This window comes from Gelidibacter sediminis (assembly GCF_004364975.1).
In the GTDB taxonomy this organism is placed as follows: domain Bacteria; phylum Bacteroidota; class Bacteroidia; order Flavobacteriales; family Flavobacteriaceae; genus Gelidibacter; species Gelidibacter sediminis.
In genome coordinates this window covers 600,525-618,224 of record NZ_SOBW01000008.1, presented here as the reverse complement: position 1 = coordinate 618,224, position 17,700 = coordinate 600,525, and the positions used below count along the sequence as shown (strand labels likewise).

Annotated in this window: 16 protein-coding genes; 7 read left to right on the top strand and 9 right to left on the bottom strand. The window is 36.7% G+C overall.

Annotated features, from left to right (window positions below):
* From BXY82_RS15440 to BXY82_RS09375, 3 genes are all read right to left on the bottom strand, one after another.
* On the bottom strand, nt 1–2,039 hold a 2,039-nt coding region (locus tag BXY82_RS15440), incomplete at its 3' end, for a hypothetical protein (protein ID WP_166643285.1).
* Nucleotides 2,040–2,706: 667 nt separating this feature from the next.
* Nucleotides 2,707–3,912, bottom strand: coding sequence for an NAD(P)/FAD-dependent oxidoreductase (locus BXY82_RS09380; RefSeq protein ID WP_133757936.1), 1,206 nt, complete (start codon nt 3,910–3,912; stop codon nt 2,707–2,709).
* Nucleotides 3,913–3,987: 75 nt separating this feature from the next.
* Nucleotides 3,988–4,932, bottom strand: coding sequence for an NAD(P)H-dependent flavin oxidoreductase (locus BXY82_RS09375; RefSeq protein ID WP_133757935.1), 945 nt, complete (start codon nt 4,930–4,932; stop codon nt 3,988–3,990).
* Between the two features lie 153 nt (nt 4,933–5,085).
* On the opposite strand from BXY82_RS09375, the gene BXY82_RS09370 reads away from it, so the two are divergent.
* The 3 genes from BXY82_RS09370 to BXY82_RS09360 all read left to right on the top strand — a co-directional run bounded on the left by BXY82_RS09370 (nt 5,086) and on the right by BXY82_RS09360 (nt 7,608).
* Complete coding sequence (locus BXY82_RS09370; protein WP_133757934.1) at nt 5,086–5,796, top strand: Crp/Fnr family transcriptional regulator; 711 nt, start codon at nt 5,086–5,088, stop codon at nt 5,794–5,796.
* Between the two features lie 308 nt (nt 5,797–6,104).
* Complete coding sequence (locus BXY82_RS09365) at nt 6,105–6,638, top strand: hypothetical protein (protein WP_133757933.1); 534 nt, start codon at nt 6,105–6,107, stop codon at nt 6,636–6,638.
* Between the two features lie 421 nt (nt 6,639–7,059).
* The gene (locus tag BXY82_RS09360; RefSeq protein WP_133757932.1) at nt 7,060–7,608 is read left to right on the top strand and encodes a hypothetical protein; all 549 of its coding nucleotides are present in this window, start codon (nt 7,060–7,062) and stop codon (nt 7,606–7,608) included.
* 135 nt (nt 7,609–7,743) lie between these two features.
* Here the strand turns inward: BXY82_RS09360 and dnaK are convergent, their stop codons facing one another.
* The gene (gene dnaK, locus BXY82_RS09355) at nt 7,744–9,651 is read right to left on the bottom strand and encodes a molecular chaperone DnaK (protein WP_133757931.1); all 1,908 of its coding nucleotides are present in this window, start codon (nt 9,649–9,651) and stop codon (nt 7,744–7,746) included.
* Between the two features lie 171 nt (nt 9,652–9,822).
* Here dnaK and BXY82_RS09350 point away from each other — a divergent pair, with 171 nt between their 5' ends.
* From BXY82_RS09350 to BXY82_RS09335, 4 genes are all read left to right on the top strand, one after another.
* A complete protein-coding gene (locus tag BXY82_RS09350) occupies nt 9,823–10,335 on the top strand; it encodes a hypothetical protein (protein WP_133757930.1) in 513 nt (170 codons plus the stop codon).
* Between the two features lie 388 nt (nt 10,336–10,723).
* A complete protein-coding gene (locus tag BXY82_RS09345) occupies nt 10,724–12,148 on the top strand; it encodes an L-serine ammonia-lyase (protein ID WP_133757929.1) in 1,425 nt (474 codons plus the stop codon).
* A gap of 132 nt (nt 12,149–12,280) precedes the next feature.
* The gene (panB, locus tag BXY82_RS09340; protein ID WP_133757928.1) at nt 12,281–13,099 is read left to right on the top strand and encodes a 3-methyl-2-oxobutanoate hydroxymethyltransferase; all 819 of its coding nucleotides are present in this window, start codon (nt 12,281–12,283) and stop codon (nt 13,097–13,099) included.
* A 100-nt stretch (nt 13,100–13,199) separates the two neighbouring features.
* Nucleotides 13,200–13,886 (top strand): RluA family pseudouridine synthase, encoded by a 687-nt coding sequence (locus tag BXY82_RS09335; RefSeq protein WP_133757927.1) that lies wholly within the window; start codon nt 13,200–13,202, stop codon nt 13,884–13,886.
* Nucleotides 13,887–14,023: 137 nt separating this feature from the next.
* Here the strand turns inward: BXY82_RS09335 and BXY82_RS09330 are convergent, their stop codons facing one another.
* The 5 genes from BXY82_RS09330 to pxpB form a co-directional block, all read right to left on the bottom strand.
* The gene (locus tag BXY82_RS09330; protein WP_243835771.1) at nt 14,024–14,854 is read right to left on the bottom strand and encodes a sensor histidine kinase; all 831 of its coding nucleotides are present in this window, start codon (nt 14,852–14,854) and stop codon (nt 14,024–14,026) included.
* Complete coding sequence (locus BXY82_RS09325) at nt 14,830–15,528, bottom strand: hypothetical protein (protein WP_133757926.1); 699 nt, start codon at nt 15,526–15,528, stop codon at nt 14,830–14,832. Before BXY82_RS09325 ends, BXY82_RS09330 begins: the two co-directional genes overlap by 25 nt.
* Before the next feature lie 9 nt (nt 15,529–15,537).
* The gene (locus BXY82_RS09320) at nt 15,538–16,041 is read right to left on the bottom strand and encodes a hypothetical protein (protein ID WP_133757925.1); all 504 of its coding nucleotides are present in this window, start codon (nt 16,039–16,041) and stop codon (nt 15,538–15,540) included.
* An 89-nt stretch (nt 16,042–16,130) separates the two neighbouring features.
* The gene (locus tag BXY82_RS09315) at nt 16,131–16,976 is read right to left on the bottom strand and encodes a 5-oxoprolinase subunit C family protein (RefSeq protein ID WP_133757924.1); all 846 of its coding nucleotides are present in this window, start codon (nt 16,974–16,976) and stop codon (nt 16,131–16,133) included.
* Nucleotides 16,969–17,700, bottom strand: coding sequence for a 5-oxoprolinase subunit PxpB (pxpB, locus tag BXY82_RS09310; RefSeq protein WP_166643284.1), 732 nt, complete (start codon nt 17,698–17,700; stop codon nt 16,969–16,971). The genes BXY82_RS09315 and pxpB overlap by 8 nt, the downstream gene beginning before the upstream one ends.

The window sequence follows — 17,700 nt, the reverse complement described above, 5'->3', positions numbered from 1 at the left end:
CAGGTCAATTCCGTATCTGCCCCAGCATCTGCTGTAGGCACCGTTTTATCCTCTCCAACCGTGACGGTATCCTCCATATAGCAACCGTTGTCGTTATCGGTTACACGCAAGGTATAATCACCGGCAACAGAGACCGTGATCTGGGCCGTACTCGCACTGTAGCCGCTAGGACCACTCCATGCATATACCAGGTCGGCATCAGGATTCGTGGAATCCCCAACGCCCGTAAGCATGACACTCGTTGTGGTACAGGTGAGCTCCACATCTGCCCCAGCGTCTGCTGTAGGCTTATCTGAATTCTGACCCACTGTAACGGTGTCCTCCATATAACAACCGTTGTCGTTATCGGTCACACGCAGGGTATAATCACCGGCAACAGAGACCGTGATCTGGGCCGTACTCGCACTGTAGCCGCTAGGACCACTCCATGCATATACCAGGTCGGCATCAGGATTTGTGGAATCCCCAATGCCAGTAAGCATCATACTGGTAACAGTACAGGTCAACTCGACATCTGCTCCAGCGTTAGCTGTTGGTGTGATATCATCAATAGTAATATAAGCAAGGTCAGTAGCTGTACAACCTTCGGCACTTGTTACAGTTAGAGTATATGTGCCTGGCATATCAACAAGAGGTGTTGCTGAATCAGCACCACTCACAATATGGCCACCGTCACTGGCAATCCAAGCATAAGAAACATTCGCGGTTGTACTTGAGCCACTTAAATTTATCGAAGTAGTCGTACATGTTAACTCTTTATTTGGCCCAGCCTCAACATTAGGGGTATTATAGTAGGTCAATCCTGTGGTGGAAGCATCTTCGCAACCCAAACTCGTTAAAACCAATACGCCTACAACATCATCTGCAGTCAATGTTAGACCAACATCACTATAAACATTACTCGCACCATTTTGAAGTACAGTCTCTCCCGTATCAAATTTACCATTCTCATTCGCATCAATAAAAAACTTATAATTGGTTGCTGGCAAACTAGAACTGGCTGTTAACGTAATTGGTTGTCCAACACATACAGATGTTGCGACAATGTCTGAAATTGGTGTTAAATCTTCAATTAATTGAATAGGTCCTTCTGTAGGAAAATCTTTTAACTGTGCCGAACCTGAACTTCCAGAAGTTCTTGTTCTTATAAATAATGTACTGATATTAAAACATGGATCAGCTACGGAGAATAACGCCGTTAAGTTAACAGCCCCCTCAGCATATTGATTAACCAAATATTGATATTGTCCCGGTGCTATTTCTGGTTGATCGTATATAGGATATGGAACTATGGTTTGGAGATTGTTGTTAGAAGCTAAAATACTACCCGCTGGAAAACCAGTGAACGGCTTGTACTCAAAGCCACCCCCACTTTTCGGCTCCCATCTTAAAACTACTACATTTGCTGCCACACCTCCTTTGGTAAACTCAACAGTTACCAAAATGTCATTTATAGTACGCCCACCGTCAGTACCCTCAGAAATGAAACCTCCTGAAGTGTTCGTTGGAGTGATTGCTCCCGTAAGTGTTAACGGCTTCTGTAAAAACTCAAAATCTATATAACTACTCCCATCAGTATCTTCTCGGTCAGCCGCAAATATTACCCATAAATCATCAGCATTTCCTCCAATGGCCGGGTCTCCGTTAGTAAAATGCACAATGGTTGTCTGTAATTCATTCTTAGTTGGTGATGAGCCCTTTTTCCATTTATAGGTGTTTGGGTTATCATCAATTTTTGATGCCGTATCAAAAACCGAAGGATCTTCAGTGGTTATATCATCCCTAAAAAAGAAGGTATTGGGGTAGGTTGCTCTATAGCCAAATGGTGCAGTGGGGTCTTTATAAAAAAGACCACCTGGCGAGGTGGCTGTATCAGCAAAATTAGGTTCTGCTCCTCTTTTGTAGAAGAAGTCGCCTATTGTAGAAAAAGATGCAGGTTCACCTGCATAGGCACCACCGTCTACAGCAAACCCTCCCTTAGGAGAAACCGTAGGCGTTACCCCTTGAATGTTCTGTGAAAACAAAATAGAACTAGACATAAAAAAAAGCATAATGAACACAAGGTGTTTTAGCTTTCTAAATGGAGTTTTGAATAATTTGAGCCGGTAATAAAAGCTTTGGGCAAATCTGCATTGCCCCAATGCGATTTCGCTTTTTGTAAAACTTTCCATGTTGATATAGTTTAAATTAATAACCTTAAATCATAACCAATATGTCGAGTTCTCATAGATTTGGAGGCAAATCATACGATTCATCTAATGACACCCTAATATCTAGGGCTTCATTTACTTGAATACAAAATTAAAAAGGCTATTAATCTACTATCTGAATAATGCAAGATTATTCAATGGAGACTTCAAATATATAAATAATTAACATTATTCTAACATATTTTATACTAAATATTTGAAATTTAACAAATTACATACTTCAGATATGTTAAATTATTGGTAATATGAAATGTGGTTTTTACTGTTGATCGATGATGAAACCTATATAATTCAGAAATTTTTATATTGAATTTTATGGAAATAAAAGCCACCCTTTTGACGTGAAAAATTTGAAAACAAATCACAAATAATTGTTTAACTATAATCCCGAGCTAGAACTTTAGAATTCTTTATGAGTTTAAGAGGGTGATACAAGATCTAAACATCAACTCGGATTTTGCTTTTATAGAACATTTAGTACTCTATACATTAAAAACTATCGGCCAAATTTAAAATAGTGTGCAAGTTGATGCCTTTTACCTTTAAGCATAGCAGACACCATTGCCATACCAATGGTAGAAAATGTAATACCATTACCGCCAAATCCTAAGACAAAATATGCATTTTTGAAATTTGGATGTCTACCTATATAAGGTAAACCATCTTTTGTTTCGCCAAAAGTTCCTGCCCATCCAAAGTCGACCCTAAAATGATGTTTAGGCAAAATTTTATGGACAAGCTTTTCTAATTTAGATGACTTAATTTTTAGTAACGCATCTCTTTTTTCAGCATTCACAAAATCTTCATCTTCACCCCCAATCAGTAATCGATGATCATCAGTGGTGCGCAAATAATTATACGGATCAGAAGTATTCCAAAAAAGAGTATTTGCTATAAGCGATTGGTCTTCTCTATTTTGCTCGCCTACAATGGCATAAGTGGATAACAAATTGACAATTTTTTCAGGAATGATATCTGTGCTTTCAAAACCGTTGCAGAAGATTACTTTTTTAGCGGTTATGGTATTATCATATTCTGTTTGAATGATAACACCGTTGGAGCGATAAACAATCCTTTCTACATCTGTCTTATCATAAATTTGAAGTCCCTTTTTCTGATTATAGTGGAGTAAATCATGAGCCATTTGAAAGGCATCAATACTCCCACCTTGATCTGAAAGTATGCCACCATAGGAGTTTTCAAGATGATAAGTAGTTTTAATTGTTGCCGCATCTAGCCACTCAACAGGAAAACCATGTGTTTTTCTTGCTTCAAACTCTTTTTTTAGCCAAGCCACATCTTTTTTCCTGGAGGCAAAATACAGCGATTGCTTTTTTGTGAAACCACAGGATGATTTTATAGCTTTTGAAAGGGAGTGCAACTGATCTATAGAATCAAAGCAGGCTTTATAGCTGAGCACAGCACCTTTCTCACCAATCATCTTAATAAGCTTATACAACGGTTTATCAATTTCATATTGAAGCATAGACGTTGTAGCAGATGTACTGCCATGACACACTTCACGTTTGTCAATAATGACCGTTTGATATCCATCGGCAATGCATTGGTGCGCTATTAAACTGCCCGTAATTCCGGCACCTATAATTACAATATCGGTGTTTAGATCTTGATCTAACGACGGGTAGGAATTGATAATTCCATTTTTTACCAACCAAAAAGGTTCAGAAGATGTTAAGCGCATATTGAACTATTTACAATGTTAAAGTTAGTGTGTTTAACTCCACCATATGCGCCAATCATTGACTCAAACACTATTTTAAACAGTTAAATTTTGAATGATGGTTTTTACTGGGAGGATTTCTGTAGTGTATTCAATACTAGGTCCGGCTACCCATACGGTTTTATAAGTGGCCTCTTTAGCAGCCTTTTCCGTGGCCTTCATTCCAATTGAGAATCGGATCATTTTAACCCATTTTTTCAATTTTTTGTTCTTGTTCAATACGGATTCCAACCACGATTCTTTAGTGCCAATTTTTTGGACATAAGGCGTATTAATCACTGTACAGGGTGTACCAGAGATACGCTGTGTCATGACAATATCATCGGCTCCATAATCAACACAAGCTTGTTTATACTCTTCCGTGACCCCTGCTTCTACAGATGCAATAAACGGACTGCCAATAGACACCCCATCTGCACCATACGCAAGCATCTGATCTAAATCAGCTTTTGTTCCTACCCCACCAGCAGAAATGATGGGGATATTGCAGTTTTGTTTTAAAAGTTCAATAAATTCTCTGGGCGAAATTTCACCACGATGTCCACCAGCTTCATTGTTAACGGCTATAATGGCATCAGCGCCCAAAGCTTCTACCTTCTTAGCGAACTTTAAATCAGTAACATCACAAAATACTTTAATACCAGCCTTATGCGCTTGATTAATGGTCTCTTCCGGACTGCCTAAAGAGGTAATTATAAAATCACAGCCTTCTTGGCACAACACCCGCAACTGATCTTTATATTTTATATTCGATTTATTGACAATTAAATTAAAACCAAAAGAGCCTCCAATTACTTTGGCCTCCTGAAGTTCTTTAATTGCGGTTTTCAGTTCTGGCAAGGTCCTATAATTTAATGCTGGAATGCACCCAGCTATACCACTTTTCATGGCTTCAATAACCATTGCAGTGTTAGAAACCAAAAACATTGGGGCCTGTATTATAGGATATTTAATATTGAGAAGTTGGTTGAGTTTTGACATATAGCGATTTAATTTTTACAAATATAACAATTATTATGCATGCATAGTACTTTAAAATACAATTGACATAATCTACTCACTTCAAATTATTTACGTAATTTTAACCATTATTTCACCCTCTGACGCTATGGGCTGCTTACATAACACTTTAAAATGGACGCAGACCAAAATAATTGCAATTACTTAGTTGACCTGTTAAGACACAATTCAATTTTTAAAACTACTACCACACAAGCTCTAGAAAAATTGGTATCCAGTTGCACATTGAAAGATCTTATAAAGGGTGAACATACTATTGCCAAAGAAACCAATCTTTACAAGTTTCACTTTATTGTTAAGGGCAAGATTAAAGTCTACAATTTAAATCAATCCGATAAGTATTTAACATTATTTATCCTTTCCAATCATGACGTGTTTGATGTGTTTACGCTTATCAACACCGTGCAGCATGATGTGTGTTATGAAATACTTGAAGATTTACAATTGTTGGTCATTCCGATAGATATTATGAGAGATTGGTTAAAAGACAATCCAAAAACTTTAAATGCCTTTTTTCAATATACCATACAACAGTTTAAATTGCTTGAAACCCAAATACTGGATATTGGCACAAATACAATTACGGCGCGCGTAGCCAATTTATTGTTGCAACATTACAACAAGGAAACCCGGAGGATTGAACATATTGATAATTTACCTCACGACGAATTGGCACAAATGATAGGTACCTCCAGAGCGGTGATAAATAGACATATACAACGTTTAAAAAAAGAAGGCATAATTGATGTGGGCCGTAAACATATTGAAATTTTAGACGTTGAAATGTTGCGTGCACAAACACAACACAGAGATTCACCTACTTAATTATTAAAAACAAAAAATTGTGTTAAAATTAACCTTGTGCTATTTTAGTAGCAAAAACCTCCGCAACAATCATTTACCTTTACATTAACAAACTTCCCCCACACTTTTACAAGTACGCAAAATTCCCTAGTAAGAATCAATTATTAAATTTTTAATATCACTTAGCGATATCACCTATGCGGTGAACTTGCTACTAGACAATAATGCCCATATTTCTGCATTGGACTGTTAAATAATGAAAGTTAATCTTCAAGTAGCTTAAAGATTAGCTCCCGTTAGCTGGCCACCTGCTTCTAAATAAATATATTATGAAAACTTTAATGATTGGTCTATTCTTAGGTCTGACCACCCTAACGTACGCACAAAACCTGCCTGACCAGGCGGAGCAAGTAGCTTTAAATGAGATCATTGTCTCATCACTGAAAAACGCAACCTATTTTAATTTAGTAAACGACCCCAATGCGCCCATTCAGGCCAAAACCCTAGAATATGAAGTTGGCAAATATGATATTAAAAGTGCCAAGGTGTATTCTAAAAACCACAATGAATATGAAGTGTTATTTGAAGGTAACTACGGTAGCATTTTAGCCCACTTTAATGCGGATGGGGAGTTGTTAAAATCTAATGAGAAATTTGAAGGAATTCGATTACCTGAAAATGTTAGAATTGCTTTAAGAGACACATATCCTGATTGGAAGCTTAATACTACGGAATACCGTGTAAATTATACCTTAAATAAAGATATCAAACGTGTGTACGAAGTTCAATTGACAAATGACAAGAAAAAAATGAACTTGAAGATTGATTGTAAAGGGGTTATTTTAAATCCTAAAAACATTTAAAAAATAGCGCTATAATGTATCCTCCAAACTAAACGCAACCTTCAGTAAAGGTTGCGTTTTCTATATCGACTCCAAGCTTTAAGAAAACACTAATTACAACACTATACTTTTCGACTCTGAGTAGGATAAAGTATTAGCGTGTTTTAATCCTGGAGGTAACTTACTTAATCTGTTGAGAACTTTGAAGGTATCATATGGCCAGAACCTTTGATAAACCACACTCAGAAGTAGCCACCCTGAATGGACATAAAATAAAACTTAAATATCGGGCTCACGATTGGTTGAACCGGAATATCCATTGTATATAAGATGTACAATAGATAATGACAATAAAAAATGAATTTAAAGATTGATAGTAAGTGAAATTTAAAAATCAAATTAAATGTTACTATTCAATTTATAACTTAAACTGCTAGAAATCATGAAAACAACACAAAAAATCAAATCCATGTTATTAAGTCTTGTATTACTAGGCTTTTGCAACATCGTAAATGCTCAGCGACCTGAAACCTCAATTTCTTATGTTAATTTAGATGAAATTATTCTATCACCAATAAAAAATGTTACGTACTACAATGCTGTACATGACCCGTATGCGGCTAAAGGAGTCATCAATTTGGAAACTGCCGCTGCTAGTTATGATATCTCATCATCCGATTTATACGGCAAATATGAATCCTATCTATTCATATTTAAAAATCATTTAGGTAAAATCATGGCCATTTATGATAATGAAGGCGAACTTGTAAAGTCGGTTGAGAAGTTTGAAAACATTCAATTATCTGAAAAAGTGCGATTATCACTCTTAAGTGAATATCCAGGATGGCGACTAAACTCAACTGTGTTTAAAGTAAAATATGCCAATAATAAAGACGTTGAAAGAGTCTACCATCTTCAAATTGTAAAAGATGATAAAAAATTAAATTTAAAAGTGAATTGTGATGGAGATGTTTTAAGCTCAAGAAATTGAGTCTACGCACAATCTGAAACATATAAAAAAACGCAATCTGATTAGGATTGCGTTTTTTTATTATAATAAGTTTAGTAATCCCAAAAAAATGGGCTAAGACTTACTAAAATTTTGTTTCCAAAATCTAAGTTTATCTTACTTCACTTCTTCAAAGTCTACGTCCTCAACATCACTGCCTTCGTCAGACTGACCTCCTTCAGCTCCTGCGTCAGGTCCTGGTTGTGCACCACCCTGAGCATCGGCCTGAGCTTTGTACATTTCTTCACTAGCTACTTTCCAAGCCTCATTGATTTTCTCAAGGGCTGGATCAATAACTGCGATATCTTTAGATTCAAAAGCTGTTTTTAATTCTTCAAGCGCTTCTTCGATTGGTTTTTTCTTATCCTCAGATAATTTATCTCCAAACTCTTTCAACTGACTTTCTGTTTGGAAAATCATTGCATCAGCAGCATTTAATTTGTCTGCTTTTTCTTTCGCTTTTTTATCGGCTTCAGCATTTGCTTCGGCATCAGCTCTCATGCGTTTGATTTCTTCTTCAGTTAATCCAGAAGACGCCTCAATACGGATATCTTGTGATTTCCCTGTAGCTTTATCTCCCGCAGTAACGTGAATAATACCATTGGCATCAATATCAAATGTTACTTCAATTTGTGGCGTTCCGCGTTTTGCAGGTGGAATACCATCTAAATGGAAACGTCCAATTGTTTTATTATCGGCTGCCATAGCACGTTCTCCTTGTAATACGTGGATTTCCACTGAAGGCTGATTGTCTGCGGCTGTCGAGAATATTTGCGATTTCTTAGTTGGAATTGTCGTGTTAGCTTCAATCAACTTCGTCATCACGTTACCCATAGTTTCAATACCTAAAGACAACGGTGTTACATCAAGAAGCAATACATCTTTAACATCACCAGTCAATACACCACCTTGAATAGCAGCACCTACGGCAACAACTTCATCAGGATTTACACCTTTACTTGGTTTTTTACCAAAGAAATTCTCAACGGCTTCTTGTACAGCTGGGATACGAGTAGAACCACCAACCAAAATAACCTCGTCAATATCATCTTTAGAAAGACCGGCAGCTTTCATTGCATTCTTACAAGGCTCGATGGTACGCTTTACTAAATCATCAATTAACTGCTCAAACTTCGCTTTAGTCAACGTTCTTACCAAGTGTTTTGGGCCGCTTGCTGTAGCTGTAACGTATGGCAAGTTGATTTCAGTTTGTCCTGAAGATGACAATTCAATTTTTGCTTTCTCTGATGCTTCTTTTAAACGTTGAAGCGCCATAGGGTCTTTACGCAAGTCAATATCTTCTTCTTTTTTAAATTCGTCAGCTAACCAATCGATGATTTTCTCATCAACATCATCACCACCTAAGTGCGTATCGCCTTCTGTAGATAGTACTTCAAAAACACCATCTCCTAACTCAAGGATAGAAACATCATGCGTTCCACCCCCAAAGTCAAAAACAACAATTTTTTGATCTTTTCCTTTTTTATCCAACCCATAAGCTAAAGCTGCTGCAGTAGGTTCGTTAATGATACGACGAACTTTTAAACCTGCAATTTCACCAGCCTCTTTAGTCGCTTGACGTTGTGAATCATTAAAATAAGCTGGTACGGTAATAACCGCCTCAGTTACATTTTGACCCAAATAATCTTCAGCAGTTTTCTTCATTTTTTGAAGGATCATTGCTGATAATTCTTGTGGTGTATATAAACGGCCATCAATATCCACTCTAGGAGTATCATTGTCGCCTTTAACTACTTTATATGGTACACGTTCTGCTTCCTTTTTAGATTCAGAATATTTATTACCCATAAAACGCTTAATGGAAGATACAGTTTTTGTTGGGTTTGTAACTGCCTGACGCTTTGCTGGGTCACCAACTTTAATTTCACCGCCTTCTACGAAAGCAATGACAGATGGTGTGGTTCTTTTACCTTCTGCATTAGGAATTACAACTGGCTCGTTACCTTCCATTACCGAAACGCAAGAGTTGGTTGTACCTAAATCGATTCCAATTATTTTACTCATAATATATGTTTTGTGTTGAATTATTAATTTTTTAATTTCTCTTTCTATATGTCAATCATTGTGCCATGACAGAAAATATGACAAGGTGTCATTTATATATTAGTTTTGACAGAGTTATACCATATATAAATAAGGATTCGTAAATTTACAGATCACCTAAAACGAAATCACATGAAAAAGATCGCATCCTTATTATTTGTATTGGCCATTTCCTTAACTGCATGTACAGGCGACCAAGGCCCTCCAGGCCCTCCAGGTCCTCCAGGGTTTGATGGCGCTGATGGTGGTATTGTTACCGCTTCAGCATTTGAAATAGACGTTAACTTTAATGCTGCCAATAATTATTCCTTTACAGAAAACTATGGTTTTGAAGTCTTAGTTTCTGACGTTACACTTGTATATATCCTATGGGAAACGAGTAACGGTGTCGACATTTGGCGTATGCTGCCTCAAACGGTACGGTTTGATGATGGTGACTTAGTTTACAACTTTGATTTTACCCAAACTGACGTCCGTTTCTTTTTAGATGGCACAACTGATTTTTCTAAATTATCATCAGATTGGACGCAAAATCAAGTTTTCAGAGTAGTGGTCGTTCCGGCTGACAATATTGACGGTGTTGATGTGTCTGACATCAACTTGGTAATGCAAGCTGCTCAAATTGAACATGTTGATGTAAAATAATATCAGTATATATAGCTTCTTGAAAGGGATGTCCTATCTCATCATCTATCAAATTAATCTTGCCGATTAGTCTTGGCAGATTAAAATGATAGTGATATCTGGTAGCACATCCTTTTATATTGTATATCAATCCTTGTTTTCACATTTTAAAATGTTTGGAATAACATCCCTAGTCCAACGATTGCCAAATAATATAACCTCAGGGCATCTCTAATATTCTAATATTCTTGAGAATATTATAACGCGACCCATACTCAAAATATCTTACCGCTCATATTGCAAATCACTGGATTCTTGAGAATACTTTCGTCTATATTTTTTCATATGGATTAGCATTCTATTTTGAAATAAAAGAGGCTATATTTGTAGCTCTAAATCGATATCGTTAATGGAGTGTATTTCAGTATTTGATATGTTAAAGATTGGCGTTGGCCCATCAAGTTCGCATACGTTAGGTCCATGGCGTGCGGCTGAACGCTGGATTAAAGAACTAAAGGACAGCAATAAATTTAATAAGGTTGAGCATATAACTGTAGACCTTTTTGGCTCCCTATCATTAACAGGCAAAGGTCATGCTACAGACTATGCAGTTATTTTAGGACTTTATGGTGCAGATCCTGAACGTATCCCTATTGATACTTTAGAATCTATCATTGCAACTGTAAAATCTACTAACACTTTGTTGTTCAATAACGAAGTTGCAATTTCCTTTGACCCTAAAAAAGACATCGTTTTCAATCGTAAATTTTTACCCTTTCACGCTAATGGTATGAAATTTACTGCAATGATTGACGGCCGAAGATCGAGTTCTACTTTTTATTCAATTGGTGGCGGATTTGTAGTTAAGGAAGAACGTAAAGTTTCAAAAAAGAATTGTAAAATCTTTGAAAACACTTTTCCTTACCCTATCCGATTAGGCACTGAGCTCCTGGCCTTTTGTAAAGATTTAAATTTGCCCGTTTCAAGTGTAGTCTTAGAAAATGAGAAATCCATTAGAGATATGGAAACCATTGATTTTGAATTGAAACGTATTTGGAATACTATGTTAGAATGTATGTATACAGGCTGTCATACTGAGGGTAATTTACCGGGTGGATTAAATGTCAGACGTCGTGCTTATGACATGTATGAAAACTTAAAAGGTGACATTCCTTATAACAATCCGCATGAATGGTTAGAAACCATACGTCAAACAGAAGTCAAGTTTCGACAAATTTTAAAATGGGTTAGTTGTTTTGCTCTAAGTGTGAATGAAGTTAATGCTGCGTTAGGACGTGTTGTTACCGCACCAACAAATGGTAGTGCTGGTGTAATTCCTTCGGTTTTGATGTATTATATGGTGATTGAAAACCACGAGGCAGATTTTGAACATGTTAAAAAATTCCTTTTAGTGGCAGGCGAAATTGGGAGTATCTTCAAAAAAAATGCAACCATTTCGGCTGCTATGGGTGGATGTCAAGCAGAAATAGGCGTGTCTTCAGCCATGGCAGCAGCAGCTTTATGCGAATTATTGGGCGGTACCCCAGAACAAGTTTTAATTGCTGCTGAAATAGCTATGGAACACCACCTTGGCTTAACTTGTGATCCTATTGGCGGACTGGTTCAAATCCCGTGTATAGAACGGAATGCTATGGGTGCCCTAAAGGCCATTAATGCTGCAGAACTGGCATTAAATACAGATCCTAAAAATGTTAAGGTACCATTGGATAAAGTTGTTCAAACCATGTGGGAAACCGCAAAAGACATGAATACCAAATATAAAGAAACCTCGGAAGGCGGCTTAGCTGTTGGTGTACACCTGTCAGACTGTTAATACGTCAATAACCAGTTTCTATTAGAAACCGTGGAATAAAAAGCTAAACATTTATGGGTGCTGCCCGCAATTAGAGCTTAAAACGAACATTTATTTAAAATCACTTATTTTTACACTTCTAAATTTTTATCGATGTCTATAGCAAAAAGAGATTATAAAAGAATTACCGTAAAAACACTAGTGGATATGAAAGCCAATGGCGACAAAATATCCATGCTAACTGCCTATGATTATACCATGGCAAAAATTGTTGATGGTGCTGGTGTTGATGTGATTTTGGTTGGTGATTCTGCAAGTAATGTTATGGCAGGTCATGAGACTACGTTACCAATTACTTTAGACCAGATGATTTATCATGCTGCTGGTGTGGTTAGGGCCATTGAGCGCTCTTTGGTTGTGGTTGATTTACCTTTTGGAAGTTACCAAAGCGATCCTAAGGAAGCCTTGCGGTCTGCCATCAGAATAATGAAAGAAAGTGGCGGACACGCCGTTAAATTAGAGGGTGGCAAAGAAGTTAAGGAGTCTATAAAACGTATATTGAATGCCGGGATTCCAGTTATGGGCCATCTCGGACTCACACCGCAATCCATTTATAAATTTGGAACCTATACCGTTAGAGCCAAAGAAGAGGAAGAAGCTCACAAACTCAAAGAAGATGCGCTCATGCTAGAACGCATAGGGTGTTTTGCTATTGTATTAGAAAAGATTCCCGCAAAATTAGCACAAGAAGTTGCTGAAAGTATCTCCATTCCTGTAATAGGAATTGGTGCTGGTAACGGTGTAGACGGTCAAGTGCTAGTACTGCACGATATGCTAGGGATGACTCATGAATTTCATCCGCGATTCTTACGTCGCTATATGAATTTATATGAAGATATGACCAATTCCATTTCACAATATGTAAAGGATGTAAAAGCTGTAGATTTCCCTAATGATGAGGAACAATATTAATTTTCAATGGGCAGTTTTCAGCTGGTAGTTGTTTATTTTGAAGTGAAAATTATGCCATTTGTTTTTAATAGATAATCCGTAAACATATATAGTGTCTAAAATGCTTTCAAATAAAGACAATCTCCAAGTTCTGTATGAAGACAATCATATTATCATCGTCAACAAACGAGCAGGTGATATTGTGCAGGGTGATAAAACAGGCGATAAACCTTTAAGCGAGGTTGTCAAATCCTATATAAAAGAAAAATATAACAAGCCGGGAAATGTCTATTTAGGTTTAGCACATCGGTTAGACCGGCCAACCACAGGAGTCATTGTTTTTTCAAAAACGAGTAAAGCATTACCGCGCCTCAATAAACTATTCGCTGAAAAAGATGCTCAAAAAACCTATTGGGCACTCGTCAAGCAAATGCCTCCGAAAACCGAAGACACGCTGATTCATTGGCTTAAAAAGAACCCGAAGAACAACAAATCTTCTGCATATATAAAAGAAATTGCTAACGGCAAGAAAGCTATTCTGCATTACAAAGTCCTTAAAAATTTAGACAATTATTACCTTGTTGAAGTCGCTTTAGAAACGGGAAGACACCATCAAATCCGTTCGCAGTTAGCTAGTATTGGCTGCCCCATTAAAGGCGACTTAAAATATGGCTTTGCTAGAAGCAATCCTGATGCCAGCATTAGTTTACATGCTCGTACCTTATCTTTTGTACACCCTGTTTCCAATGAACATATTCATGTTGAAGCTCCTTTGCCTAGTGACCCAATTTGGGAAGCATGTTTGTAGGGAGTGTTGAACGTTGGTAGAAGATTTAAAAAGAAAAGAGAGAAAAGAATAGAGCGTAGAAACTTTTTTTGAGGTTTAATGAATCAACATATAGAATGAATCATAATTCATACAATTGGTCGTAATTAAGTCAAGGCTTATAACAAATCTAAGGTGCTTAACGTCCGTTTAACGATTGGATACCTTAACACGAGTTTTGTGCCCTGATCTGGTTGTGAAGTAATATGAAACGTTGACTCTACTAGCTCTGCCCTATTTTTCATATTTAATAAGCCTGAACTATCCTCAACTTCATCCATAATAAAGCCTATGCCATTATCTGTAGCAGTAATATGCAATTCATCTGGTGTGTATTCCAATGAAATTTGAAGCGTTGTTGCATCAGCATGTTTTACCGTGTTGGAAATAAATTCCTGTAAAATACGAAATAGGATAGTACTATCCTTGGGGTTTTCAAAAGGGATGACAACACCTTTAATTACAAATTCGGCCGTCATCAATTTCAACTTATTCAGTCGTGAGATTTCAAATTTAATGGACTCAACAAATCCTCTATTTTGAATGACTTCGGTATTTAAGGATTTTGAAAGTGCTCTAACTTCACCTAAACTTTCTTTAATTATTTTTTGTGTTTCAACGTAAGGTTCCTTAATATCCGCTGTAATTTTAACGCCTAACATACCCATTTGCATACTGGCCAAAGAGAGTAACTGACCAATATTATCATGAAGTTCCTGTCCGATGTACATTAGGGTTTGTTCCTGAATTTCTTCTTTAGTTTTAGAAACCGTTTCTTCGAATTTCTTTTGTTGTTTAATTTTATCCAACAAAAGCTTGTTTTTCCGCTTTTGGAAAACGATAAAAAACACGACAATAAGCACCGTAACAATTACTAGTACAGCAATCATATAAATTAACAAATACCTTTGGGCATCTGTACTAATTAGGCGTTCTGAGGTTTGCACCATAATAAAGCAAAAGTAAATGATAAATACATAAAGCTGTTGGCAAATAAGAAAATTTGCCATTTTAAAAAAATAAAATTCCAATCTGCACTAGAGAAATAAATCTCATAAAACTGTAAAGGTGTTGTTATTAGAAACCAGATCAATATAACGCAACTGATCCAGAAATAAATGGATTTATAAAATGTTAAAACTTTATCACTCTCTAATATCTCTATAAAATATAAACCCACACATAATAAAATAAGAAGTGAGCCTCCCACATAAATGTTATGGGTAGATTCAAGGTTATCGATATTTAAAACCAAATCGAGTATAGCTAAAAATAAAAAAACAAGTACTGTATATCCTAAAAATTGTTTCCTACGCTTATTCCTCAATATCTTCCTATAAAAGAACACATAGAACACAGCCGTCCCAATACCCCAAAAAACAGCAAAATATAAATAGTTTTTTTCAAACAGCGTGCCTTGAATGATATGGTAAACACTAAAATGCGCAAAAAACATTGGATAGCTGCCCATAACATCTACCAATACAGCATATATAACAAATGGAATAAAATATTTTATAGCTGTTTTTTTGTACTTATTAAAACAAATTAATCCTGTGATTGCGGCTAATGCTTCAACCGAATAAGTAATATTGAAGTAATTAAGCCTTAAAAATTCATCCATTATTTTTAGCTATTGCGGATAATTAGCGCTTGGAGGATAACCTTGACTTCCCATATCCAGTCCGTCAGCATCAGGAATGTCGCCACCTTCCTCTTGCATATTTAAACTAAACATGGACGCCGCCGCTTTAGGAATATTTCCTGTTGGAATTAAAAACATGGTTGTATAGCCCGCTTGTCCATTTTGGTTGGGATGGGCACCCAAATAAATGCGGACACCATCCATGGTGTACCCTAGGTCTTTAGCTTGGTTTTCAGCATAATTTAAATAATTGCGCATTTGTTCCAGTCCGTACCAGGATGACCGGTTATCACCGCCTTTTCGTGTCACAATAGAGTCGCTTATCAATTTATACCTTGGGTTGTATGCCTTATCCAAAGTCATGGCCTGTTCAGGCGTAATAAGACCTTTTGGAGTGGTAATTGTAACATCTGTATCAGATTTACTAAAATAAAAATAGCTAATAAATGCGCCAATTAGAATTCCTAAAATGAGAAGTAATAAATTTTTCATATCTGGTTGGTAAAAGTTGATTATATGATATAGATAATAGAATTTATAATATTACCTCTAAACTATCAAGATTTATGCTTTTATCCTATTTATGCTATCTTAAATGTAAATTTTTCTCCTGGAGCTCTCTGCGATAACTGATTAATAGCCATCTCCGTAAGCTGTAATATCCTCGGATAACCACCAGTAGTTTGGCAGTCACGCATCAAAACAATCATTTGGCCTGATGGTGTTAGTTGTACCGTACCTGGCAAAACAGGGCCTGTGATGATGGATTCCAAATTATTTTCCAAACAACCTTCTAGCGGATAGGCCATTCTATTACAATCTTTAGATACCATAAATTCCTTTTTAAACAAAAGGTCCTGCTGGACACGAGATAGCCTGTTGAATTCCATACCTTTAAAAACCTCGAGTTGAGCACTATTAAAATGCGAAACTGGTGTATTAACATGGGCATTTGGCTGCCTATTTATTAATGTAAGTTGCAGTATAGAGAGTTGATCATTTTTTAGAATCCGTGGTTTCTGTGTGATGTTTTGGTACATGCTCCTACTTCCCATGACATTTTCAGATTGAAACCCTCCCAAAACGGCAACATAGCCTTTGCTTCCTAAAATTCGTTGCCCAAATGAAAGACGATCTTGTTGATTAATGTTGATGACTGTATTATTACTCACCGAGCGACCATTTATTTTGGCGTCACTCTGCATTCCGGTAATGCAAATGGCAGTTGAGATGTGAAATCTTAAGCTTGGCCCTAATAGTGTGAATTCTAAAACCGCGTCTTCAGGCTGATTGCCTAAGATTGAATTTGCCAATGAAGCGGCATACTGATCCATGGCACCAGAAGTTGGCACTCCCAAATGTTGATATCCAAGACGTCCTAAATCTTGAATACTATCATATAAACCCGTTCTTAGTACTTCAACCATTACCAACTTCGCTTTCTAATTTGTAATTTCCATGATCAATTTGATCTCTAATTTCAGCATGCCTATTTATATCTATAGCTACAAATTGTATATTATCTCCAGCATTTGCAAAACATGGCTGTTTAGCCTTAGCATCGAAAAATGTTATAGGCGAATTTCCTATAATGTTCCAACCTCCCGGACTTGCATTTGGGTATACACCCGTCTGATTGCCACCAATCCCAACTGCACCTTTCATAATCTGAGGCCTCGGACGCTGTCGTCGTGGCATGATAAGTCGGTTATCGAGACCTCCTAGGTATAGAAATCCAGGTAAAAAACCTATAAAATAAACTTTGTATACAGCTTCAGTATGCCATTGAACGAGTTGAGCAATTGAGCTGTTTTTAGCTGCTGCTAATTCTTCTAGATCAAGCCCATATTTGACATCATAACATACAGGGATTTTCCAAAGTTTAGTTTGAAGTGGCTCTATTGCTAGCGTCTTAGTCCTCAAAAGTTTTAATCGTTCAATCTCATTCTTATAATCAACTTCGATTGTAGTGTAAGCAAGGAGTAAAGCGTTATAGGTATTAATGACTTGAATAATATCTTTAGAATATTTCAGAATATTTTCTTTATACCGCAGTAAATCTTTATGAATTTTAGGATCAATTTCTTCCGGCCATTGAATTAAAATGGACCTTTCTGAAAAACGCGTATATGTCAGTTTATAAGAGCTCAA